Origin of the sequence: uncultured Roseobacter sp. (assembly GCF_947495275.1) — a bacterium.
In the GTDB taxonomy this organism is placed as follows: Bacteria; Pseudomonadota; Alphaproteobacteria; order Rhodobacterales; family Rhodobacteraceae; genus Roseobacter.
Map to the genome: position 1 here is coordinate 93351 of NZ_CANLYL010000009.1, position 23524 is coordinate 116874.

22 protein-coding genes and 1 tRNA gene are annotated in these 23524 nt (G+C 56.7%); 19 read left to right on the top strand and 4 right to left on the bottom strand.

All coding sequences use genetic code 11. The annotated features are described in order from the left end of the window. Window positions 1–47 precede the first annotated feature (47 nt). Together Q0802_RS16605 and ccoS are read left to right on the top strand one after the other, a co-directional pair. Window positions 48–2186, top strand: coding sequence for a heavy metal translocating P-type ATPase (locus Q0802_RS16605; RefSeq protein ID WP_298920548.1), 2139 nt, complete (start codon window positions 48–50; stop codon window positions 2184–2186). After that, window positions 2183–2341 carry a cbb3-type cytochrome oxidase assembly protein CcoS gene (ccoS, locus tag Q0802_RS16610; RefSeq protein ID WP_298920343.1) on the top strand — a complete coding sequence of 53 codons (159 nt, stop codon included), beginning with the start codon at window positions 2183–2185 and terminating at the stop codon, window positions 2339–2341. The genes Q0802_RS16605 and ccoS overlap by 4 nt, the downstream gene beginning before the upstream one ends. Before the next feature lie 8 nt (window positions 2342–2349). On the opposite strand, the gene Q0802_RS16615 is transcribed toward ccoS, so the two are convergent. Beyond that, complete coding sequence (locus Q0802_RS16615; protein ID WP_298920345.1) at window positions 2350–3804, bottom strand: D-alanyl-D-alanine carboxypeptidase family protein; 1455 nt, start codon at window positions 3802–3804, stop codon at window positions 2350–2352. A gap of 251 nt (window positions 3805–4055) precedes the next feature. Then, window positions 4056–4763 carry an HAD family hydrolase gene (locus Q0802_RS16620; protein WP_298920347.1) on the bottom strand — a complete coding sequence of 236 codons (708 nt, stop codon included), beginning with the start codon at window positions 4761–4763 and terminating at the stop codon, window positions 4056–4058. Window positions 4764–4850: 87 nt separating this feature from the next. Between Q0802_RS16620 and clpS the strand changes: the two genes are divergently transcribed. The 4 genes from clpS to hemF all read left to right on the top strand — a co-directional run bounded on the left by clpS (window position 4851) and on the right by hemF (window position 7992). After that, window positions 4851–5192 carry an ATP-dependent Clp protease adapter ClpS gene (gene clpS, locus Q0802_RS16625; RefSeq protein ID WP_298920349.1) on the top strand — a complete coding sequence of 114 codons (342 nt, stop codon included), beginning with the start codon at window positions 4851–4853 and terminating at the stop codon, window positions 5190–5192. 4 nt (window positions 5193–5196) lie between these two features. Further along, complete coding sequence (locus tag Q0802_RS16630; RefSeq protein WP_298920351.1) at window positions 5197–6189, top strand: class I SAM-dependent methyltransferase; 993 nt, start codon at window positions 5197–5199, stop codon at window positions 6187–6189. A 37-nt stretch (window positions 6190–6226) separates the two neighbouring features. Then, window positions 6227–7027, top strand: coding sequence for an SDR family oxidoreductase (locus Q0802_RS16635; RefSeq protein ID WP_298920352.1), 801 nt, complete (start codon window positions 6227–6229; stop codon window positions 7025–7027). 71 nt (window positions 7028–7098) lie between these two features. Continuing rightward, on the top strand, window positions 7099–7992 hold the full coding sequence (gene hemF / locus Q0802_RS16640; protein ID WP_298920354.1) for an oxygen-dependent coproporphyrinogen oxidase: 894 nt from the start codon (window positions 7099–7101) through the stop codon (window positions 7990–7992). A gap of 7 nt (window positions 7993–7999) precedes the next feature. Here the strand turns inward: hemF and hemC are convergent, their stop codons facing one another. Continuing rightward, window positions 8000–8950, bottom strand: coding sequence for a hydroxymethylbilane synthase (hemC, locus tag Q0802_RS16645; protein ID WP_298920356.1), 951 nt, complete (start codon window positions 8948–8950; stop codon window positions 8000–8002). A 102-nt stretch (window positions 8951–9052) separates the two neighbouring features. Here hemC and hemE point away from each other — a divergent pair, with 102 nt between their 5' ends. The 13 genes from hemE (at window position 9053) to Q0802_RS16710 (ending at window position 22975) form a co-directional block, all read left to right on the top strand. After that, on the top strand, window positions 9053–10087 hold the full coding sequence (gene hemE / locus Q0802_RS16650; protein WP_298920358.1) for a uroporphyrinogen decarboxylase: 1035 nt from the start codon (window positions 9053–9055) through the stop codon (window positions 10085–10087). A gap of 53 nt (window positions 10088–10140) precedes the next feature. Further along, window positions 10141–10217: transfer RNA gene (locus Q0802_RS16655), tRNA-Met, on the top strand. A 473-nt stretch (window positions 10218–10690) separates the two neighbouring features. Then, window positions 10691–11731 carry a TRAP transporter substrate-binding protein gene (locus Q0802_RS16660; RefSeq protein WP_298920360.1) on the top strand — a complete coding sequence of 347 codons (1041 nt, stop codon included), beginning with the start codon at window positions 10691–10693 and terminating at the stop codon, window positions 11729–11731. 76 nt (window positions 11732–11807) lie between these two features. After that, the gene (locus Q0802_RS16665; RefSeq protein WP_298920361.1) at window positions 11808–12377 is read left to right on the top strand and encodes a TRAP transporter small permease; all 570 of its coding nucleotides are present in this window, start codon (window positions 11808–11810) and stop codon (window positions 12375–12377) included. A 10-nt stretch (window positions 12378–12387) separates the two neighbouring features. Further along, window positions 12388–13707 carry a TRAP transporter large permease gene (locus Q0802_RS16670; protein WP_298920363.1) on the top strand — a complete coding sequence of 440 codons (1320 nt, stop codon included), beginning with the start codon at window positions 12388–12390 and terminating at the stop codon, window positions 13705–13707. 132 nt (window positions 13708–13839) lie between these two features. Next, a complete protein-coding gene (locus Q0802_RS16675) occupies window positions 13840–15381 on the top strand; it encodes a benzoate-CoA ligase family protein (RefSeq protein WP_298920366.1) in 1542 nt (513 codons plus the stop codon). Then, window positions 15378–16202 carry an alpha/beta hydrolase gene (locus Q0802_RS16680; RefSeq protein WP_298920367.1) on the top strand — a complete coding sequence of 275 codons (825 nt, stop codon included), beginning with the start codon at window positions 15378–15380 and terminating at the stop codon, window positions 16200–16202. The genes Q0802_RS16675 and Q0802_RS16680 overlap by 4 nt, the downstream gene beginning before the upstream one ends. Beyond that, window positions 16186–16647: a DUF309 domain-containing protein gene (locus Q0802_RS16685; protein ID WP_298920370.1), complete on the top strand. Its 462-nt coding sequence runs from the start codon at window positions 16186–16188 to the stop codon at window positions 16645–16647. Before Q0802_RS16680 ends, Q0802_RS16685 begins: the two co-directional genes overlap by 17 nt. Window positions 16648–16767: 120 nt before the next feature. After that, on the top strand, window positions 16768–18426 hold the full coding sequence (gene boxC / locus Q0802_RS16690; protein WP_298920372.1) for a 2,3-epoxybenzoyl-CoA dihydrolase: 1659 nt from the start codon (window positions 16768–16770) through the stop codon (window positions 18424–18426). Window positions 18427–18470: 44 nt separating this feature from the next. Then, the gene (boxB, locus tag Q0802_RS16695) at window positions 18471–19922 is read left to right on the top strand and encodes a benzoyl-CoA 2,3-epoxidase subunit BoxB (RefSeq protein WP_298920374.1); all 1452 of its coding nucleotides are present in this window, start codon (window positions 18471–18473) and stop codon (window positions 19920–19922) included. Window positions 19923–20147: 225 nt separating this feature from the next. Next, the gene (boxA, locus tag Q0802_RS16700; protein WP_298920376.1) at window positions 20148–21344 is read left to right on the top strand and encodes a benzoyl-CoA 2,3-epoxidase subunit BoxA; all 1197 of its coding nucleotides are present in this window, start codon (window positions 20148–20150) and stop codon (window positions 21342–21344) included. A gap of 108 nt (window positions 21345–21452) precedes the next feature. Then, a complete protein-coding gene (locus Q0802_RS16705; RefSeq protein ID WP_298920378.1) occupies window positions 21453–22343 on the top strand; it encodes a helix-turn-helix transcriptional regulator in 891 nt (296 codons plus the stop codon). Beyond that, window positions 22340–22975, top strand: coding sequence for a 3-hydroxyacyl-CoA dehydrogenase family protein (locus Q0802_RS16710; protein ID WP_298920380.1), 636 nt, complete (start codon window positions 22340–22342; stop codon window positions 22973–22975). The genes Q0802_RS16705 and Q0802_RS16710 overlap by 4 nt, the downstream gene beginning before the upstream one ends. On the opposite strand, the gene Q0802_RS16715 is transcribed toward Q0802_RS16710, so the two are convergent. Next, window positions 22966–23454: a DUF2165 family protein gene (locus tag Q0802_RS16715; RefSeq protein ID WP_298920382.1), complete on the bottom strand. Its 489-nt coding sequence runs from the start codon at window positions 23452–23454 to the stop codon at window positions 22966–22968. The two genes, Q0802_RS16710 and Q0802_RS16715, sit on opposite strands and share 10 nt — an antisense overlap. Window positions 23455–23524 lie beyond the last annotated feature (70 nt).

Genomic DNA, 23524 nt, shown 5'->3' on the forward strand with positions numbered 1-23524 from the left:
CGAGCGTTCAGACGAATACGCCGGTCGCTTGTCCGGGGTGTGTGGCGATGCCTCCGCGAGAGATGGAACTGCCTGCCCAGGATGCAAAGCTGGTTCTGTCATTGCCGACAATCCATTGTCAGAACTGTATCGCTTCGGTTGAAAGAGCGCTGAGCGCGCATGCAAAGGTTCGGTCCGCGCGGGTAAATCTGACGCTCAAACGCGCGCTGATTGATGCCGAACCTGATGTCACGGCGCCGGAGTTGATTGCGCTTTTGGACGCCTCCGGATTTGAAGCCTACGAGCTTGATCCCAACGCGCTGAATGAAACCGCCACGAATACGGCGGGCCGTGATTTGTTGATGCGCTTGGCCGTCGCGGGCTTTGCTTCCATGAACGTCATGCTTTTGTCCGTCGCGGTGTGGTCCGGAGCGGCCGATGCCACACGCGATCTGTTTCACTGGGTCTCTGCCGCCATCGCACTGCCTGCAATTGCCTTTTCCGCACAGCCATTTTTTCGCAATGCATGGAGCGCTCTGCGCGCGGGTCGATTGAACATGGATGTCCCGATCAGTCTTGCCATCCTTCTGGCTTTGGCGACCTCTCTTTGGGAGACGTGGCTTTCGGGACATCACGCCTATTTTGATGCGGCTCTCACGCTTACTTTCTTCCTGCTAGCAGGGCGTTGGTTGGATGCGCGGGCGCGTTCCGCTGCCCGCTCAGCTGCCGAAGAGCTTACGGCGCTTGAAGTGCCGCGTGCATGGAAAATCGAAGGTGGCAAACCCGTTGAAGTGCCCGTTGCAACCTTGTGCGTGGGCGATCACGTGTTGGTGCATCCCGGCGCGCGCGCGCCGGCAGACGGCATAGTCCTCGAAGGGCACTCTGAAGTAGACAGATCCATGTTGACCGGTGAAACAGTGCCAGTGCCCAGACGACCCGGTGACGAGATGGGCGCAGGGGAAGTCAACCTGACAGGCCTTTTGGTCCTGCGCGCCACGGCGGTCGGTCAAGACACCTCGTTGCAACGGATGGCGGCATTGGTGGCCATCGCCGAAGGGGGGCGGTCTCGATACACCTCTCTTGCGGACCGCGCTGCGAAACTCTACGCGCCGGGGGTGCACATTCTGTCAGCTCTGGCCTTCCTCGGCTGGTTGATCTGGTCGGGAGATCTTCGCGTTTCGCTGAACATCGCCGCTGCGGTTCTGATTATTACATGCCCCTGTGCCCTCGGGCTTGCTGTGCCGGCTGTCACAACAGCGGCTTCCGGGCGGCTTTTTGGCAAGGGCCTTCTTATCAAGAATGCCACCGCTCTGGAACGGCTGGCAGAAGTCGACACAGTCGTTTTTGACAAAACCGGTACTTTGACAACCGGTCACCCGGCGCTGATGAACTGGGGTGACCTGACCGTTTGCCAGCAAAGGCTGGTCTATGCTTTGGCGCGCGGATCAGAGCATCCTCTGTCGCGGGCGATTGTTGACGCGGCTGAGAGGGCGAAACTTGAGCCAGCGCCGGTAGGTGACCTCCGCGAGCTGCCGGGCTTTGGCACCTCGGCGACGATGAATGGCAGGTTGTCGAAACTTGGTCGCCTGGAATGGGTTGGAGCCGTTTCAGATTTTGACGGGCTTTGCGCGGCATTTGACTGCGGTGACGGACGCCCTTTTGTGTTGAAATTCGAAGATAGCGAACGGCCCGCTGCGAGACCCTCGATCAAAGGTCTCAGTGACATGGGGATTAATGTTATCCTGTTGTCTGGTGATCGAACTCCCGTCGTCAAAAGCTTCGCCCGGAATATGAATATTTCCGATTGGCAAGCCGAGCTGTTACCGGTCGACAAGGAAGGTTTGGTGCGCGCCATGGGTGAAAATGGCCGAAAAGTCCTGATGGTCGGAGATGGCTTGAATGATACGGCGGCATTAGCGGCGGCTCACGTCTCGATCAGCCCGGCCCAGGCTCTGGATGCAGCGCGGGCTGCATCCGATATTGTTTTGCTGGGCAATGACCTCGCACCCATTGCAGAAGCCGTGTCGGTTGCGCAAAATGCAACCCAGCGCATAAAGGAGAACTTCCGGATCGCGACGCTGTACAATGTCATTGCGATACCCCTTGCAGTCGCGGGAATGGCGACACCGCTGATTGCGGCACTGGCCATGTCCGCGTCCTCCATTTCGGTTTCACTGAACGCATTGCGTGTCAGGGGGCGCAGATGAATGTGCTGGCGTATTTGATCCCGATCTCGCTTTTTCTCGGCGGGATCGGATTGCTAGCGTTCATCTACACCTTGAGAAGCCGCCAATATGACGATCCTGACGGTGACAGTCGGCGGATTCTGAGCGACACTTGGGATGATCGTCCCAAGCAGTAAGGGCTGTTTCAGGATGGCCCGACCATCAGACAACTGATATTCCGTGCAGCCAGGCGACGGCAGGCGAGATCTGCACTGTCGCGCGTCATACCCAGGAAATTGGCATCGAAGCCTGTCGGTTTTTTAACGACCTTGCGCAGCGTACCATCCAGCGTGGCCATTTCAGCGAGCGCCGTGGTGACCAATGCACGTTCGGCCTTGTAGCGACTTGGGTATCGCCCAACGTTCACGCCCCACTGATGCCCTCCAGATGTAGACATCCGTGTAACGACTTCGTTCTCCTCGATCGGTGCCGGCTGAACAACTCCCAGCAGGCTGGCTGGTCGCATGACCGGGCGGGGCGTTACCGCAGCCAGGCTGTTGTTGGGCACCTGCGTTGGTGCAGGGGTTGCCTCAATCGGTGTTTTTTGTGCTTCAATCAGGGCCGAAGTAATGTCGGCGGAAAGAACACCGCTTGTGCTTGCCTGAGAAGCCGCGGGCGTTTCGACAGCAGCAAGTGCGTTTTCCGGTATTGTGGTCGCATCAACCGGGCGGAGCCTTGGTCGTTTGCTGATTTTTGTAAGGCCGCTGACGCGCACTGTTTTGCCAGCGCCACCACCGGTATAGACGGGCCGGGAGGGTTTTTTCAAAGTGGCGCGTGTGGGCGAGCGTTTGAAACCCATGTCCAACAACTCTGCCACACGGGCGTTCCGCGCGCTTGTGGAGGTGCCGCCAAACACAGTCGCGATAACCCTTTCGCTGCCGCGCTCCGCGGAGGCGACCAGATTGAAACCGGCGGCGCGCGTGTATCCTGTCTTGATTCCATCAGCGCCACGATATGCCGCCAAAAGGCGGCGGTTCGTATTGGCCACTTCACGAACCCCGGCATTTGTCGAGCGACGAGAAAAGAGGTTGTAATACTCTGGGTAGTCGTAAAGCACATGACGGCCCAGAATGGACATGTCTCGCGCGGTGGACAGGTGGCCCTTTTCCGTCAAACCATGGGCATTTCGGAATGTTGTACGGCTCATACCCAGCGCTTTCGCTGTGCGGTTCATACGGCGTGCAAAAGCAGCTTCCGAGCCTTCCAACGCCTCGCCAATGGCCGTTGCGGCGTCATTGGCCGATTTCACAGCAGCGGCGCGGATCAGATAGCGAAAGGCAATACGCTGACCTGATTTCAGCCCGAGTTTCGATGGGGGCTCCGAGGCGGCGTGGCGTGAGATTTTCACCTTGGTATCCAAGGAAATTTCGCCGCGTTCCACAGCTTCGAAAGCGACGTAAAGCGTCATCATCTTCGTCAATGAAGCTGGATGCAGGCGCGTATCGGCATTTCGCGAATGCAGAACCTTGCCCGTTCGGGCGTCCATGACAAGCGCTGCATAAGGAGCAGCGGCGGCACTCAGTGGCAGAACCACCAGCATCCAGAAAGCTGCAAGGAGAAATAGCCCGTAACGGGCCGGCACTGCGCGCCGAACCTTCATGATAACCTGCCTTTTTTCTGCCTCATGCCGCCGATTTGTCCGACTGGCTGTTTTATGTGTGGGAGACTACCACAGCATTAGGTTTCAATAAAGTCTTTGTTTTAAAGTATTTGCGTTAACTTTCGATGAAGCCTGACCCACATCTTGCGGATGCGCCCCGCAATAGGCCCATAAAATCGATTTTGTCAGAAATGTGGCAGTTGCCCCGGCGGTGAACTTCATCTTGGGTGGCCTGTTTCAGAGAGAGATTCTCAGGAGTTTTCGATGTTTTCGATGAGTTGGGCGAAGTGCCCGAGGTCGGGCAGCGACCGATACCGTTCATCGTCTTGCGGTGGTGCTGCTTTTTCCAGTTCCCATTCATGTCCATGGGGCACGAAAACGCCCCAGCCACCAGCGTCTATCATGGGAAGGACATCAGACTTCATGGAGTTTCCAACCATGAGACCCCGGTTGGTTCCGTCCCCATGTTGTTTGAATATGTCATGATAGATTTGGGGGTTTTTGTCCGAGACGATCTCAACGGCATCAAAGTAATCCCCAAGCCCCGATTGCGCCAGTTTGCGCTCCTGATCCAGCAAATCCCCCTTTGTGATCAGAAGTATCCTGTGGGTCTGGCAAACCGTTTCAACGGCTTCCCGCGCATGTGGCAGAAGATCAACAGGATGGCGCAGCATCTCCCGCCCGGCCTCCATGATCTCGGCAATGACCTTTGTGGCCACCCTGCCGTCCGTCACGTCGATTGCGGTTTCAATCATGGACAGGGTAAACCCTTTGACCCCGAACCCATAATGCCCAAGGTTCCGTTTTTCCGCGGCAAGTAGTCGTGACATGAGCGTCTGATGATCGGTGAACTCCGCCAATAGGTCCGCAAAATGGGCCTGCGTCATTTGAAAGATGCGTTCATTGTGCCAGAGCGTATCGTCTGCATCGAAGGCTACTGTGGTGAGTGTCTTAACCATGTCGCCCGACCCCTTTCCTAAATGCTCAGACAGTTTATATAGAGCGTTCAACGACTCACCATGGCCAAAAGCAGATCAGGAGCAGAAATGCACCGCGACGCATTCATCATGGCAGGCCGTTCAGAAGATGATGGTGACACCTCTGTTCTGACCGCGACCAAGCCCAAGACCAAGCGCCCGCCGCTTTACAAAGTCTTGTTGCTTAACGACGACTTCACGCCGATGGAGTTCGTCGTGCATGTTCTTGAGCGGTTTTTTGGTCTCAACCACGCACAGGCTTTTGAAATCATGCTGACGGTGCATAAAAAAGGCGTTGCCGTGGTGGGTGTCTTTAGCCATGAAATTGCAGAGACGAAGGTCGCGCAGGTCATGGATTTTGCGCGTCGGCATCAGCACCCTTTGCAATGCACAATGGAAAAAGAAGAATAGCATCGTGATCGATGCCCGACTGCAATTGGCCCTCAAAGGGGGCGGCTTGGCGTGGCCGAATGAGGGCCGTATCGCCGTCGTTCAGCCCCGAGCGGATGCGATTCTCTCTGGTGTGCCAATAGATCGTATCGAGATAATCGAGGGCTTCAGACCCACTTATGATGCATGGACTGCGCGGGGATATCGCTGTTCAGTTCAATTGGAGGGGCGTTATTCGGCTGCTCTGGTTTGCTTGCCGCGCGCGAAATCCGAAGCGCGTGCTTTGATAGCCAGTGCCATGTCGCGCACCGATGGTCCGATTGTCGTCGATGGTCAAAAGACGGATGGTGTCGATAGTATTCTCAAGGACCTACGCAAGCGGGCGGGCGTAAGCAATCCCATCTCCAAGGCACATGGCAAACTGTTCTGGACGGCCAACCCGGAGCCTGAAGCGTTTCGGGATTGGGAGGCTGGGCCTGCGTTGACGACGGGTGGTTTCTGGACGGCGCCTGGGGTCTTTTCCGCCGATGCCGTGGACCCTGCATCCGCGTTGCTGGCGTCTGCTTTGCCAGAAGACATGGGCAAACGCGTTGCCGATCTGGGGGCTGGCTGGGGGTATTTATCGGCGCATATCCTGACCCGACCAACGGTCGAGCACGTGCACCTGGTCGAGGCAGGTCATATTGCCTTGGAGTGCGCGCGGCACAATGTAACTGACGCGCGCGCGTCTTTTCATTGGGAGGATGCGACCCATTGGGCGCCGGAAACCAAGATGGATACGGTGGTCATGAACCCGCCCTTTCATACGGGTCGGGCCGCAGACCCGGCTCTCGGTCAAGCCTTCGTCCAGTCCGCTGCCAGACTTCTCCACCCTCGGGGGCATCTTTGGATGGTGGCAAACCGCCATCTGCCCTATGAGACCACCTTGCAAAAGTGTTTTGCACAGGTCACAGAATCCGGAGCGGATACACGCTTCAAACTGTTTCATGCAAGCAGACCACTTCGCAAGAGAACGTGAACCGGTTTAGACTGGGTTACCGTGAGAAAGGGATTCCATGTCATTTTCGATCAACGGCAAGACGGCGATTGTCACCGGTGCAGCAAACGGGATCGGTCTGGCCATATCGCGTCAGTTTGCGGATCGTGGGGCCAATGTCATGTGTGCCGACATGGATGAAAAGAAGCTCGCCTCGGAATGGGGCGAACAGTCCGATGATGGCAATCTGCGCTACTTTGCCGGTGATCTGCGGCAGCGGCTGACGATTGCCAATCTCGTCTCTGCGACAATTGATGCATTCGAGCGGGTGGACATCTTGGTCAATGCCTCGCGTCAAGTCATGGCGACAGATGCCCTGGATGTGGAAGACAATTCGGTCGCGGTTCTGTTGGAGCAGAACCTCATGACGTCGCTTCACCTCACGCAGCAGGTGGCCCGACGTATGATCAAGCAGGGGGCTGACCAACCGGAGGGGCAGGTGGGGTCGATCATTAACCTCAGCTCGATTGCTGCCCGCAACACACGGCCAGAACTCATGGGGTATTCCATTGCATCGGCAGCACTGGAACAGATGACCCGTTCGATGGCTCTTGCACTGGCACCCGAACGCATTCGCGTGAATGCAGTTGCTTTCGGATCGGTCATGAGTGCTTCGCTCAAGTCCTCGGTTGTTGAGAACAGTGAGTGGCGAGATGACATTCGCAGCCACACGCCGCTGGGCCGAATTGCGGGCCCTTCTGAACTGGCTGACGCGGTCCAGTTTCTGGCCGCGGAAGGGTCGGGCTTCATGACGGGCGAGATCATCACCGTAGATGGCGGGCGCAGTCTTCTGGATGCCGTTGCAGCACCAGCGCACTAGATTGATACTTTCCGTTTCGCGCAGATCAGGTTTACATAAGCGCGAGCAGATCGTGACAAACTGGACGACCCATGACCGATAATTTTGAGAGTGAAAAGGACCGCGCATCCGCGTGGTTCAGAGAATTGCGTGACCAGATTGTGGCGTCGTTTGAAACGCTGGAGCAAGATCACGATCAAGGCCCGTTGTCGGCTACAGTACCGGGCGTTTTCGAGGTGACCGAAACCCAACGCAGCAGCGATGACGGATCAGACGCCGGCGGCGGGTTGATGAGTGTCATGCGGGGCGGGCGCGTGTTTGAAAAGGTGGGGGTCAATATCTCCACCGTCTACGGCACATTGGGTGAACGGGCGCAGATGGCCATGGCTGCGCGCAAGGGCATACCCGGCATGAAAGACGACCCGCGTTTCTGGGCGTCCGGCATCAGTCTTGTGGCCCATATGCAGAACCCGCATGCGCCAGCGGTTCACATGAATACGCGAATGTTCTGGACGCCGCATGCCTGGTGGTTCGGCGGCGGTTCCGATCTCAACCCATGTATCGAATATGCGGACGATACCGCGCATTTCCATGCCACGCAAAAGCAGCACCTCGACCCGCATGGGCCTGCGATTTATCCCAAGCTCAAAGACTGGGCGGATGAGTATTTCTACATCCCACACCGCAATCGCGCGCGCGGCGTCGGCGGTATTTTCATGGACGATCACTGCACCGGCGACTGGGAGGCGGATTTTGCACTGACACAGGACATTGGGCGCGCGTTCCTGCCTGCCTTTGTGCCGCTTGTCCAAAAACGCCGCGTGCAAGACTGGTCAGAGGCTGACAAGGACGCGCAGTTGGTCCACCGGGGGCTTTATGCTGAATACAACCTTGTCTATGACCGCGGCACCAAATTCGGGCTGGAAACCGGGCATGATGCCAATGCGGTTCTGATGAGCCTGCCACCGCTGGCAAAATGGGTGTGATCGTGCCCTAGCTGCCGTGCCAGTCGAAAAAACCGGGCCCTGCGCGCGACAAAAGCTCTTCGGCAAGCTCCTGTCCCATCGTTGAGCCCTCAGCAATTGCGCCCATACGCTCTCCCGTGACGGCCTGCGACCCGTCAGGGCGCAGCACCTCCCCGCGCAACCGCAACTGACCGCCCTCAAGTTCGGCAAGTCCGGCTATGGGCGTTTCGCAGGACCCGTCAAGCGTCAGCAGGAACCTGCGTTCGGCCGCCAACCGCTGACCGGTTTCCATGTGATGGATCGCGGCCAGGATTTCAGCGGTGTTTTCATCATTGGTCCGGCGCTCAATGCCAATGGCACCCTGGGCCACGGCGGGCAACATGTCATCGGGGCTGATGGGTGTGGCCGGAACATCCTCCATGGCCAGCCTGTTCAGCCCGGCGGTGGCAAGAAAAGTACATTCCGCGACCCCATCATGGAGCTTTTTCAACCGTGTCTGCACGTTGCCACGAAACTCGACCACATTCAGATCAGGCCGCCGGTTCAGCAGTTGCGCCTTGCGGCGCAGGCTGGATGTGCCCACGACAGCCCCGGGTGCAAGATCGGCAACGGCCGTGAGTGCGGGGGACACAAAGGCATCGCGCACATCTTCGCGCGGCAGGTATGTGTCAAGGATCAGCCCGTCCGGCTGAACCGTCGGCATGTCCTTCATTGAATGGACCGCGATGTCAATTTTGCCCGACAACAGATCTTCTTCGATCTCGCGCGTGAAAAGACCCTTGCCACCGATTTCCTTAAGCGGGCGATCCTGTATGGCGTCGCCTGTGACCTTGATCACCACAATGTCAAAGCAGTTTTCAGACAAGCCGAAGGCTGCGGATAAGCGTTCGCGTGTCTCATACGCCTGGGCCAGTGCCAGAGGAGATCCGCGTGTACCAATTTTCAGAGGCGTGTCGGGAGTGGGAAGCGTTAATGTCATGCGACAATCAATAGGCGCGTCAAATTACCCTGACAACCCGTCAGTCTCTTGACATCAGGGCCGCTGGCGCTGACCAACGGAGAAATTGAAAATGAGGACATCATGGCCCCGACCAAAACGATCCTGCGCGCTCTTGCTGGCGAGACGCTTGCGACCCCACCGATCTGGATGATGCGGCAGGCTGGACGGTATTTGCCGGAATACCGTGCGACAAGGGCGCAGGCAGGTGACTTTCTGTCCTTGTGCTACAATTCCGAGCTTGCCGCAGAGGTCACGTTACAGCCCATTCGACGCTATGGATTTGATGCGGCGATCCTCTTTGCGGATATCTTGTTGTTGCCGCAGGCTCTGGGGGCCGATCTGTGGTTTGTGACGGGCGAGGGGCCAAGGTTGTCGACAATTCAGACGCAGGCGGATTTCGACAGGTTGGGACCGGTGGCGGACATCCATGAAACGTTGGGCCCAATCTATGAAACCGTGCGTATCCTGCGCCGCGAACTGCCCCAAGACACAACGCTGATCGGGTTTGCCGGGGCGCCCTGGACTGTTGCGACCTATATGATCGCCGGGCGCGGGACGCCAGATCAGGGGCCAGCACATGCGTTGATGCAGGAGAACACACCACTTTTTGAAGCGCTGCTTGATCGGATCACGGCGGGCACAATTGACTATCTGGCCGCTCAGATCGAGGCCGGCGCAGAAGTGGTCAAGATATTCGACAGTTGGGCGGGTTCGCTGAAAGGCGATGCCTTCCAGAAATATGCCCTGAAACCCGCAAAAGAGATCACCGCTGCACTCAAAACCCGCTATCCACAAATTCCTGTCATTGGGTTCCCGCGTGAGGCGGGCGACAACTACATCGGGTTTGCCAAGGCGACGGGCGTGGATTGCGTTGCTTTGGACAATTCCATCAGCGCGGATTGGGCCGCTCAACATGTTCAGGTGGATGGTTGCGTGCAGGGAAACCTTGCCAGCAGCCATATGGTAACGGGTGGCCAGGCGCTGATCGAAGATACGCGCGCCATTGTGAAGGCGTTTTCCAAGGGGCCGCATATCTTCAATCTCGGGCATGGGATCACGCCGGATGCAGACCCCGACAATGTGCAGCGCATGATTGATGCGGTTCGCGCGGGATAATCGGTATTTCTGGCTTGACGGCGCAGCATGGCTGGCATAGTCCACGCCCCGATGGCGTTATAGCTCAGTTGGTTAGAGCGAACGACTCATAATCGTTAGGTCGGTGGTTCAAGTCCACCTAACGCCACCATCCTACCCTCGCCCCAACCAATTGACCTTCGCGCTGCTCAGCGCAAGGGTTTGTGGCGGAAAGGCGCATTGTTGCGGGTCTGCGATGACCGTCCTCGACTACGCAACCATCAATGCAGCCTTCAATGGGCATAGTCCGAAGGCTCGGCGGCGCTGCAAACCGGTACGCCGCTCTGCGGACGAGTCCTGCTTGGTGCAGACGAATTATGGCGCGGGTTCGGACCCAGCTGTTCCGTGATGTCGGCCCGAAGCCCGGAGGAATGGCTCGACCAGATTGCCTGACTTTACGGGTCAAACGGCCTTGATGGTAAGATTTCCGATGAGACCGGGGGCATTGCGTCGCCTGCGACTGATCGCGATCAGATAGTTACAAACACGGGTGACAACCTGTCTGATCTGCAATAGCAATTTGTCTGGGAAGAAAAGTCACAGGCCGCGCCAAGAAGGCCTGACCAAATAATTGGGAGGAATACCATGACGATCTCACGGAAATCATTTCTGAATGTGGCGGCGGCTGCGGCGTTGGCCTTCGGCTTTGGGGCCGCGCCCGCGTTGGCTCAGGAAGTTACCCTGCGCCTGCACCAATTCCTGCCGCCGCAAGCCAATGTGCCCAAGCTGGTTCTGGATGTCTGGGCAGATAATGTCGAGAAAGACAGTGGCGGGCGCATCAAAGTCGAGCGTTATCCGTCCATGCAACTGGGTGGCAAGCCGCCAGAGCTGATGGATCAGGCCATTGACGGCGTCGCCGATATCGTCTGGACCGTTGTCGGCTATACACCGGGCCGGTACCCATCGACGGAAGTGTTCGAGTTGCCCTTCATGATGACAAACGCCCGTGCCGCCTCCCGCGCGTATTGGGAAATGTTCGAAAAGCATATGAAGGATACCGAATTCAAGGATGTACACATCCTGGGGACCTGGGTGCATGGTCCCGGTTTGATCCACGCCAATAAAGAAGTTCGCAAGCCCTCTGACATGGAAGGTCTGAAAATCCGCGGTGGATCACGCTTGGCCAATGCTCTGCTGGAGAAGGTTGGCGCGACGCCGGTTGGCATGCCGGTACCTGCTGTGCCCGAGGGTCTGTCCAAGGGCGTGATCGACGGCACAACGATCCCGTGGGAGGTCACGGCTGCGCTCAAGATCCCGGAGTTGGTCAGCAACCATACGGAATTCACCGGCAATGCGCTCTATGTTCTGACCTTTGTTTTGGCGATGAACAAAGACCGCTATGATGGTCTGCCCGAAGATCTGCAAAAAGTGATCGACGATAACTCGGGATTGGAATTCTCGGTGTTTGCAGGTGGCACTCAAGCCGACAGTGACGGTCCGGCGCGCAAGGCTGCGGCCGATCGGGGCAACAACATCGTTACACTCAACGAGGCTGAAACCGCTGAGTGGAAGGCTGTGGCTGAACCGATTTATGCGGAATGGGTCGCTGACATGAATGAAAAAGGCATTGATGGTCAGGCGTTGATTGATGAAGCACGTATGCTCATCGACAAATACACCGAGTAAGCTTTGAAATCTGAAAAAGACCCGCGGCAAGCAGCACTTGCGGCGGGTCTTTTTTGATCTTGGACGGGGATGACAGATGCATCAGTTGATAAAGCTGCTCGCGCGGGGCACGGCGGTTGTTGGTGGCCTCGTGCTGGTCGGGCTGATTGTCCTCACCACCCTGTCGATCATCGGACGTTCGCTGAACAAGATGCTCCACTCCGACCGTGCAGAGGGCCTGCTTGGTGGTTTCACCCAAACCTTGCTGGATCTTGGTATTGGTGAGGTCAATGGCAGCTATGAATTGCTGGAAGCTGGGGTCGCCTTTGCGATTTTCTCCTTCTTTCCCGTTTGCCAGCTTTACGGCGGGCATGCGACCGTCGATATATTCACGTCAAAACTGCCGTCGAGGGTCAACAGGGCCATCGTCGCGTTTTGGGAGGTCGTTCTGACGGCGACGCTGATCCTGATCAGCTGGCGGCTCTACGAAGGGATGCAGCGCTACATTGGCAATGGCGAAACCACCCTGTTTTTGCAATTTCCGGTCTGGTGGGCCTATGCGGCAAGCTTCGCGGCGTCGACTGTGACCTGTATCGTCGCGCTGTATTGTGCCGTGATGCGGATTGGCGAGAGCCTCTCGGGGCGCGTACTCTTGCCAACCTCATGAGGATCTGACTGTGAGTAATCTCGAGCTGGGCTTCATGTCATTCCCAATCCTGCTGCTCATGGTGTTTTTGCGCGCACCAATCGGGCTTGCCATGTTGCTTTGCGGCTTTGCGGGGTGGTATTTTGCCATGGGTGGCAACCCCAATGTGTTGCTGAACAAGCTCAAATCAGAAACCTACACACAGTTTTCGAGCTATTCGCTTTCCATCATCCCGATGTTCCTGCTGATGGGCCAGTTTGCGACCCTCTCGGGCATGTCCAGTTCGCTGTTCAAAGCGGCGGAGAGCTTTCTGGGGCACAGACGTGGCGGGGTGGCTATGGCCGCAGTGGGGGCCTGTGCAGGCTTCGGGGCGATTTGCGGATCGTCTCTGGCGACAGCCGCAACCATGTCCAAAGTCGCCCTGCCGGAGTTGCGCCGCTACGGGTATTCAGGCGGTTTTTCGACGGCCACACTGGCGGCTGGCGGCACGCTGGGCATCCTTATCCCGCCCTCCGTGATCCTCGTCATCTACGCCATTCTGACCGAACAGAATATTGCAAAGCTGTTCCTGGCCGCATTTGTTCCGGGCATCCTCGCGGCGATCGGTTACATGTTGACCATCTCCCTTTACGTAAGACTGAACCCGAAATCTGCCGGGACAAGGCCCCCGCAACCCATGTCCGAACGCTGGGCCGCGCTGGCCGAAACCTGGCCGGTGCTGGTGATTTTCGGCCTTGTGGTCGGTGGCATCTATCTTGGTTGGTTCACGCCCACCGAAGGATCAGCCATCGGTGCGGCGGGCACAGGGCTCGTGGCGCTGGTCTCGGGCAGCCTAAACTGGGCCGTTTTCCGCGACAGCCTTCTGGGTACCGCCAAAACGACTGCCATGATCTTCTTCATTGTACTAGGCGCCAGCTTCTACAACAGCTTCCTCGCCCTTTCCGGCGTGCCGCAATACATGGCGGACTGGGTCCTCAGCCAGGGCTTCAGCCCGTGGTTCGTACTGTCGATCGTTCTCATCTTCTATCTCGTGTTCGGGTGCCTGATGGACAGCCTGTCAATGATTTTGCTCACCGTCCCGATCTTTTTCCCTGTTATCTCTGCGATGGATTTCGGAATGTCGCCGGAACACGTGGCGATCTGGTTTGGCATTTTGGTGTTGATCGTCGTCGAGGTCGGGTTGATCACGCCACCAGTGGGCATGAACCTCTTCATCATCAATGCGATGGACCGTGAGACCCCGATGACGGAAACCTATAAGGCCGTGATGTTTTTTGTGGGGTCAGATATTCTGCGTGTCGTTATTCTTGTGATGTTCCCAGCAATTACCTTGTTCCTGATCCCCGCCTGAGGACAGGCAAGGTGCCAACTGGTCTTCAAGAGTTTGCGATATAGTGCACTAATTTCTGCACCCGTCTTGCGGGCAAGGTTTGTGCGTGCAGTATAAAGCCAATTCCGGCTTTTGACTTGGGGGGAGGCGCCAGTGACCAGCGCGACGGAAAACGCAGCCAGTTATTTTGTTGACCGCCATCTACAAGAAGGGCGAGGCGACAAGACGGCCTACCGGGAAGCGGGAACGGGCCGGAACCTGACTTACCAGCAACTGGCGGAAGGGGCGAATTGCGTTGCCGGTGCATTCCGACGTGCCGGATTTCGCGCGGAAGAGCGGGCTGCGATGTTGGTGCTCGATACTCTGGAGTTCCCCCAGATTTTCTTTGGGGCTTTGAAATCCGGGGTTGTGCCTGTCCCGATTAACACGCTTTTGGCGACGCCGGTCTATGACAGCATCCTGCGCGACAGCCGAGCCTCTGTGCTTTTTGTTTCAGCACCTTTGCTCGACGTGGTTGCGCCTATATTGGCGAACAATCCTTTCTTGCGTGCGGTGATCGTTATTGGCGAAGCCTCTGTCGGCGACTGCCTAAGCTACGCGGATTTTGTTTCGGGAGCAGAGGCTCTGGAGACCCAGCCTGCCTCAGGCGATGAAATCGCGTTCTGGCTCTATTCTTCTGGGTCCACAGGATCACCGAAAGGCGTTCAGCATGTACATTCCAGCTTGAAGGCCACCGCTGACAGCTACGGGGCAAACGTTCTGAACTTGACCGAAGATGACATCGTGCTTTCTGCGGCAAAACTCTTTTTTGCCTATGGCCTCGGCAACGCGATGACATTCCCGCTCGCGGTTGGAGCCACGACGGTACTCTTTGAAGGCAGGCCCACCCCCGGAGATATGATCGCGACACTCAATGCGGAACAGGCAACGGTGTTTTGTGGCGTGCCAACACTTTTTGCGGCGATGGTCGCCGAAATGGACAAATCAGACGCCCCGACAGCCCCATTGCGTCGCTGCATTTCTGCGGGCGAGGCGCTGCCCGAGGACGTCGGAAACCGGTGGCAGGCGCATACAGGCGTTGCCATTCTTGACGGTGTCGGATCAACCGAGATGCTGCATATTTTCCTGAGCAACCGGGAGGAAGACGTGGTCTACGGGACCTCCGGGACCCCGGTGCCGGGCTATGATGTCCGGCTTGTGAGTGAAAATGGGGCCGAGGTTGGGGACAATGAGATCGGCGAATTGCTCGTCAGCGGAGCCTCCGCCGCCTCTGGCTACTGGAATCAACGCAGCAAATCACGCGCAACCTTCGAAGGTATCTGGACAAGGACGGGGGACAAATACGAGCGTCGCCCTGATGGGCGTTATATCTACTGCGGTCGGACAGACGATATGTTCAAAGTCTCTGGTATCTGGGTGTCACCTTTCGAAGTGGAGCAAGCGCTTGCCAGCCATCCAACTGTCCTTGAAGCTGCCGTTGTCGCGGCCAAGGATGACGCGGGTTTGGACAAGCCCAAAGCCTTCATCGTGCTGGCTACTGAGGCTCCGGATGGCCTGAAAGAGGTGCTGACGGACCACGTGAAAACACGGATCGGCAAGTGGAAGTATCCCCGATGGATCGAAATCGTCGATGATCTGCCAAAAACAACAACCGGGAAAATCCAGCGATTCAAGTTGCGCGAGGGGCTGGCGTGAGTTTTCGTTGGGCGGCGGACGAAGGACAAACGCTCGCAGCAGGTGACGCGGCTCTGGAATACAGGTGCTACGGTCCACCTCCTGGATCGACGCCGACGCTCGTGTTGCTGCATGAAGGATTGGGATCGGTTGATCTTTGGCGTGATGTCCCCCGAAAAATTGCCGAAGCCACCGGACTTGGTGTGCTCGCATATTCGCGACAAGGGCATGGGCGGTCTTCGCAAGCAAGCCTGCCGCGTCCCCTGGATTACATGACGCGCGAAGCGGAGAATACGCTCGGAAAGGTGCTGGATGCTGCGGGCATTACGGCAACCATTCTTCTGGGCCATTCTGATGGGGCGACGATCGCTGGCATTTATGCCGGTTCAGTCAGCGATATGCGGGTCAGAGGTCTGATCCTTATCGCGCCGCATTTTTTCACTGAACCGATCGGGCTTTCCGCGATACGTGCTGCGGGAAAGGATTTCGACGCCAGTGACCTGCGTGCGAAGCTGTCCCGATACCACGATGATGCCGACGCTCTCTTCCGGGGATGGCACGACGTTTGGGTTCATCCGGAATTTGAAACCTGGAACGTGGCGGATGCGATTGATCATTGGCGCATTCCGGTTCTTGCTCTTCAGGGGACGGATGATCCCTATGGCAGTCTGGCGCAGATCGACGAGATCGAGACCCGTGTCTATTCTCCGCTTGAACGCGTGATCCTGCGCGATTGCGGGCATGCACCGCATCTGGAGCGCCCGGAAGAAACAAAACGGGCGATTGTCGCATTCTGCGCCCGACTTGTGCGACTGGAGCAGGAAGATGTCTTGCTCTCCTGATCTTCCCGAAGGTGTCCCGCGCCCCCCGCATGTCTACGTGCCGGGCAAGACGGACCGACACCCGGAAGACTGGTTCGACGGGATCAAGGCAAGCGCGTTGACAGCGAAGACCCCGCAGGCACTGCATCAGACCGCGGCATTCCAGACCGGTTTGGCGTATCTGGAGGCTGGTTACTTCTGGGAGTGCCATGAAGTGTTGGAGGCTGTTTGGCTTCAGACAGTTGTTCCAAGCGCGGAGCGTGACATGGTGCAGGCCCTGATCCAACTGGCCAACGCGCAGCTGAAACTGTTGATGGAGCGCCCGCGCGCAACCCTGCGGTTATGCGAAACGGTTGGCGCGCATTTGGAGCGCTGCCCCCAGAGTGCTGTAACGCTGGGGCTTTGGCCGGCTGCTATCCGTGCGCAGATGGAAGATGTTCAGAAACGCGCGGATGATGAATTATAGTGCATTAAAAGTTGGGATATTGTCCGATTTTTGCACTTATATGTGCTTTACGGCCAAACATACGGAACTATAATTCATTATGAAGCAGAATGGCGTCCTCTGGCGCTAGAAGGTGCCAAAGTGACCAAACACATCGATTTTCAGGTCGACCCGAATTCAATGAAGCACTGGCGCGTCAGTTATGACGGCGCAGTGGCCAACCTTTACATGGATGTCGACGAGCAAGGCGGACTTTTTGAGGGATATGAGCTCAAATTGAACTCTTATGATCTGGGGGTTGATATTGAGCTTGCGGATGTCGTTCAGCGCATGCGGTTCGAACACCCTGAGGTTAAGGTTGTTGTCTTGCGCTCTGCGAAGGACAAGGTTTTTTGCGCAGGCGCCAACATCCGTATGCTGGGAGGGGCTGCCCATGCGCATAAGGTGAACTTCTGCAAATTCACCAATGAAACGCGCAATACTTTCGAAGCAGCGCTCCAGGACAGTGGCCAGAACTATATCTGCGCTGTGAGGGGTGCTTGTGCAGGTGGCGGCTATGAGCTGGCGCTGGCGTGCAATCACATCATGCTGACGGACGACAGCACCTCGTCTGTGGCGCTGCCGGAGGTGCCATTGCTCGCCGTTCTGCCGGGAACGGGCGGGCTGACGCGTGTGACCGACAAGCGCAAGGTGCGGCGGGATCTGGCGGATGTCTTTTGTTCGGTTGAAGAGGGGGTCAAAGGCAAGCGGGCGCTGGATTGGAAGCTGGTGGATGAGGTGATACCGAACTCCAAATTTGATGAAACCGTTGCCGCACGCGCTCAGGAGCTCGCCGCTAATTCAGCCAAATCTGATGTCCCGCAGGGCATTGAGCTTAAGCCCCTGTCTCGCAGGATAGGCGAAAGTGACGTGCAATATTCAACCGTGGGCATTGAGATCGACCGGGGCGGGCGACGTGCGATCATCACGATCCAGGGGCCAAAGGAGGCCGCACCTGCTGACATGAACGCCTTCACAGCCGAGGGGTCGGACGCATGGTTGCTGCGCTGTGCGCGCGAATTAGATGACGCGATCCTGCACCTTCGAACCAACGAAGATGAATTGGGTCTGATCGAATTCCGGACACAAGGTGATCCTGATCTGGTGTGCGCTCATGAGGCGGTTTTACTGACCGACAAGGAGCACTGGCTAGCAAATGAGGTTCTGTGTCTATGGAAGCGCGTGCTCAAGCGCATTGATATGACCTCGCGCAGCCTCGTGGCGATGATCGAACACGGTTCGTGTTTCGCTGGGGTTCTGGCGGAAATTCTCTGGGCGGTGGACCGCAGCTACATGATGCTGGACGATTTTGAGGATGACGATCGTCCGATGGCTTCGGTCATGCTGAGTGAAGCCAATTTCGGTCAATACCCGATGGGCAATGATCTCAGTCGCCTCGCGACCCGTTTCTATGGTGACCCGGAACAGGTGGAAACTCTGAAGACCCGTACCGGAGAGCTTTTGGAGGCAGAGGACGCAGAGACGCTGGGTCTCGTTACTTACGCCTATGACGACATCGACTGGGACGACGAAGTGCGTCTTTTCCGCGAGGAGCGTGCGAGTTTTTCGCCCGATGCGATGACGGGGCTTGAAGCAAATCTGCGGTTTGCCGGGCCGGAAACGATGGAAACGCGTATTTTTGGTCGACTCACAGCTTGGCAAAACTGGATTTTCCAGCGCCCGAATGCCGTGGGTCCTGAAGGTGCGTTGCAGCGATACGGGTCCGGCTTGCGGGCCGACTACAATATGCAGCGCGTCTGAGAAACAAACGTAATCGTCGGGCTGCCGTCTGACAGGAGGAAAGAATGCTCGATCTCATCAACGTCAGTTACGACAGTCAAATCCCAAACAATGTCGGTCTGAGCTCGGATAAAAAAGTGCTGAAGGCGCTCGAAAAATGGCACCCGGGATATATCAACTGGTGGAACGATCTGATCCCTCAGAACTTTCAGGACAGCATGGTCTATCTGCGGACGGCTGTGTCCGTTGACCCCAAGGGATGGGCAAAGTTCGACTATGTGAAAATGCCCGAATACCGTTGGGGTGTCCTTTTGGCACCGGCGGTCGAGGACCGAAAGATCCCCATGGGAGAGCACCACGGCGAACTGGCCTGGCAAGAGGTTCCGGGTGAGTATCGCAACATGCTCAAGCGCCTGATCGTCATCCAGGGTGATACCGAACCCGGCTCGGTTGAGCAGCAAAGGTTCCTGGGGCTTACGGCACCTTCGCTTTACGACATGCGCAATCTCTTTCAGGTCAATGTGGAAGAGGGTCGGCATCTTTGGGCGATGGTGTATTTGCTACAGAAGTACTTCGGCCGCGACGGTCGTGAAGAGGCAAATGATTTGCTCGTGCGGTCATCGGGCAGCGAAGAAGCGCCGCGGATGCTGGGGGCGTTCAACGAAGAAACGCCTGATTGGCTGTCGTTTTTCATGTTCACCTATTTCACGGATCGCGACGGCAAGATGCAGCTGGAAAGCCTGGCGCAATCGGGTTTCGACCCGCTGTCGCGCACTTGCCGTTTCATGTTGACCGAAGAAGCACACCACATGTTTGTGGGCGAAACCGGTGTCGGGCGCACCATTCAGGCCACTCTGGAGGCTATGAACAAGCACGGGATCAGCGATCCCTTTGACATCAACAAGATCCGCGACCTCGGGGTCATTGATCTGCCGACGATCCAGAAGAAGCTGAACCTGCACTATACGCTCAGCCTTGATCTTTTTGGGCAGGAGGTCTCCACCAACGCCGCCAATGCGTTCAACGCCGGTATCAAGGGGCGTTACATGGAGCAGCGCATTGACGATGATCACAAGCTGCAAGATGACACCTATGCCGTCACATCAATACAGGACGGTCAGATCGTCACAGAAGACGCGCCTGCGTTGACCGCCATAAACATGCGCTTGCGGGACGATTATGTGCGTGACGCGGCGGGTGGAGTTGGCCGCTGGAACAAGGCAATCGCCAAAGCGGGTGTCGCGTTTGAACTGAAGTTACCGCATGAAGGTTTCCACCGTCAGATCGGTGTCTTTTCGTCGGTTGCTGTGGACCCGTCAGGCAACATCATTTCGACCGCGGCATGGGAGGCACAGAAAGACGACTGGTTGCCGACAAAGGCGGATGGCGATTTCATTCAGTCTTTGATGGTGCCGTGCTACGAGCCGGGGCAGTACGCGTCCTGGATCGCGCCACCGAAGGTCGGCATTGATAACAAGCCCGGAGATTTCGAGTATGTAAAACTGCACATGGCTTGATCCAAGTCAACGCAATCGTAACGCAGGCTGATCAAACTGGTCTGCGTCACCGCCAGTGACCTTTCGTTTCAAAGGAGACCGGACCATGCAAGCTAAGACCATGAAAACGCCCGTGATGTTGCAACAAAACTGCCTCGGATGCCCCGATTGTAAAGGCATATGCCGGGAGCTCTATGAACTTGCGTTTTTGCCGAATCTGGTGTTGCAGCGGTCCGCTGCCAGTCCATGAACAAGCCGGTAAAACAACACCTAATTGATCCTGAAATCTGCATCCGCTGCTATACCTGCGAGATGACCTGCCCCATTGGCGCCATTCAACATGACAACAACAATGTCGTCGTTGACCCTGATACCTGTAATTTCTGTATGGATTGTATCCCGGTGTGCCCCACCGGGTCGATTGACGAATGGCGCGTGGTGGAAACGCCCTACAGCCTTGATCAGCAATTCGACTTCGAAGAATTGCCAGAGCAGCAAGACATCGCGTCAGAACCTGACGCGCAGGATGACGGGATTGAAGCGCACGACGATGTGGTCGCGGCTCTGCTCGCCGAAGCCCACAAGGGGGCGGGGGGGAAGGCCAAGGCACCGACGTCTGCGTCAAAACCTACGATCAACCTATACAATCTGGGCAATCCGGCGACGGCGAAAGTCCAAGGCAACTACCGTCTCACAGAAGCAGATAGTGATAGCGATGTCCGGCACATCATTCTTGATCTGTCGAATTTGCCTTTTCCTGTCCTGGAGGGTCAAAGCATCGGGATCATTGCACCTGGTCTGGATGACAAGGGGCAGCCTCACTTACCGCGCCTGTATTCCATCTCAAGTCCACGGGACGGCGAAAGGCCAGGTTTCAACAATGTTTCTCTTACGGTGAAACGTGAAGACAAAGGTGTCTGTTCGAACTACGTGTGCGATCTCGGAAAAGGCGACGAGGTTCAAATCACAGGGCCTTTTGGGTCTACGTTCCTGATGCCCTCCGATCCGAATGCGCATTTGCTGATGATCTGTACCGGCACCGGGTCCGCGCCCTTCCGCGGCTTTACCATGCGCAGGCAACGCGAATTACCGTCCGTAAAGGATAGTCTGACGCTGGTCTTTGGCGCGCGCAGCCCGCGTGATCTGCCTTATTTCGGGCCTCTCAAGAAGGTGCCAGACACCTTCATGCGCAAGGAATTTGCTTTTAGTCGCCAAAAGGATGCGCCTAAGCAATATGTGCAGGACAAGCTGCGTGAACAGTCGCAAACGATTGCCGAACTGCTTGGTGATACCCATACTCACATCTACATTTGTGGACTAAAAGCGATGGAGCAGGGTGTCGAAGAAGCCATGAGTGATATCGCAAGAGGGGTGGGTTTGCATTGGTCAGAGCTACGAGACCAAATGCGTGATGCGGGGCGGTATCACGTCGAAACTTACTGATGGCCAAGAAAAAAATATGCGACATTTTGCCATAATGACCTGAAATTCGATGCATCTGGACTAGTTCCCTATGAGTCTTATGCATTATTTTTCGAGTACGGGATGTCCATGTCTGAGGTAATCACCCAACCCAAAACCACGTCAAAGGTCATATCGCGTTTGGCGACGCGCGTGCGCGAGGCGCGCAAGGCGCAGGGATTGCCACGGCGTGCATTGTCAGAACGTTCCGGCGTCTCGCCGCGCTATCTGGCGCAGCTTGAGGCTGGCGAGGGGAATATATCGATTGCGTTGTTGCAGCGCATTTCGGATGCCCTTGATATCAAGATCGAACATTTGCTTTCAGAAAATGCGCCCTGGGATCTGGAGGTGCAGCGTGTGGCGATGCTCTACCGGCATGCGCCGGAAAGCGTCCAACAACAGGTTCGCGCTATTCTCGCACCGCAAAACCCTGCCACGCTCAGGGCAGGTCGCATCTGCCTGATCGGCCTGCGTGGCGCAGGCAAGAGCACTTTGGGCAAATTGGCGGGAGAGGCGCTTCGGCTGCCGTTTGTCGAATTGAACAAGGAAATCGAAACCCACACCGGCATGCCATTGTCCGAAGTGATGGCGTTTTATGGACAGGACGGTTACCGCGGTCTTGAAGCCGAAGCCGTGTCGCGGATTGTTGAACGCCACGACAAGGTGATCCTGGCGGTCGCGGGAGGGCTAGTGGCCGAAGAAAGAACCTATGCGCAGGTATTGGAGCGCTTTCACACCGTTTGGTTACGAACCTCGCCGGCTGAACACATGCAACGAGTGCGGGCGCAGGGTGACTTGCGACCCATGCGGAACAACCCGGCGGCAATGCAGCAACTCAAGGCATTGCTGCAGTCGCGTACGCCGCTTTACGAACGCGCAGAGGCCCGGATCGATACCTCGAACAGGACCGTTTCGACCTCCTTGAATGATCTGATCAAGGTCATTGCGTCAAATCGGTTCCTGGAATTTCCCGGCGCATGAACGAAAGCGCGATTGGTCTGGCCCTGCAAGCCGCCCTGCGATCAATGTCAGAAGTATTGTTGTTCGAGGCCACCAATCCCTGGGAACTGGATGAGGCCATGACGGAGTTCGGATTTTCAAGAGGCGCTTGTGAGGCGCAAGACATCGAGGGTTTGGATGTAGCACTTGCGCATAACAGTCAATTGGGCTGCCATCAGATCTCCCCGATCCTTCCCAGAATGGTCGCAGAAGGCCGCTTGGGCCGTAAGGTTGGGGTTGGCTGGTATCGTTATCCGGGAGGCGGCGGATTGGTGATCGACCCGCTTGTCGAGGATTTGCTGCGCGAGGAGGCGCGGTTTGCAGGGATCACGCGGCGCGATATGTCGAATAATGAGATTGTCGCGCATCTTACGCTGGCCTTGCTCAACGCCTCTGCGGATATTATGGCCAACACAAGTCTTTCGAATGTCGGGCAGGTTAACGATGCGAGCATCAAGTACCTTGGGTTTCCGGCGGCAACCGGCGGCGTCCTCAGCTACGCTGCTGGAGTGGGGATCGATGCAATCCTTGCGCGACTGACAGAGCCGCACTACGGGCCGTCGAAGGCAATGAAGATCAGCAACCACCTTGAACTGTTGCGAGGTCAGCTTTGACCGATCAGGATCAGGGTTGCCAAACCCCATAGCGTCATCTGGAAATGCGTATTTTGAGCGCCCTCGTGGCAGAACCAATAACAAAAATGATTTCCGACAATCAAAAATCCTGCCCAGATGGTGGTGAAACTCAGGGCACCGAGCATTGCGATAATGCGTCCTGCTTCGAACGCATCGGGATTACGGATACCGATCAACAGCCCCAAAACACCAAGCCACAATAGAATACAGGTCACGAATTCCGCGACCAGAACACAACGGAACGCAAACTGCTGCGTTTGCCGATTTGTGATGGCCCTATGGGCGACGGCTTTGAACTCTTCGGGATATTGCGCGCGCATACGTGTCATGGCGAGCACTTCGGCGGTGTATTTTTCATTTACTGATGGATGCAGAAAATTGTCTTTGAGGCCTAAGGTCAGCCACAATGCGATTAACCCTGTAGCGACCGCCTGTGCCAGTAGGAGCGTGGCTTCCATCTTGAAATTTTCCGGAATTCGCAGTGCTTGCAATAAAAAAGGGCCGTGCGAACACGGCCCTTTGTAACGT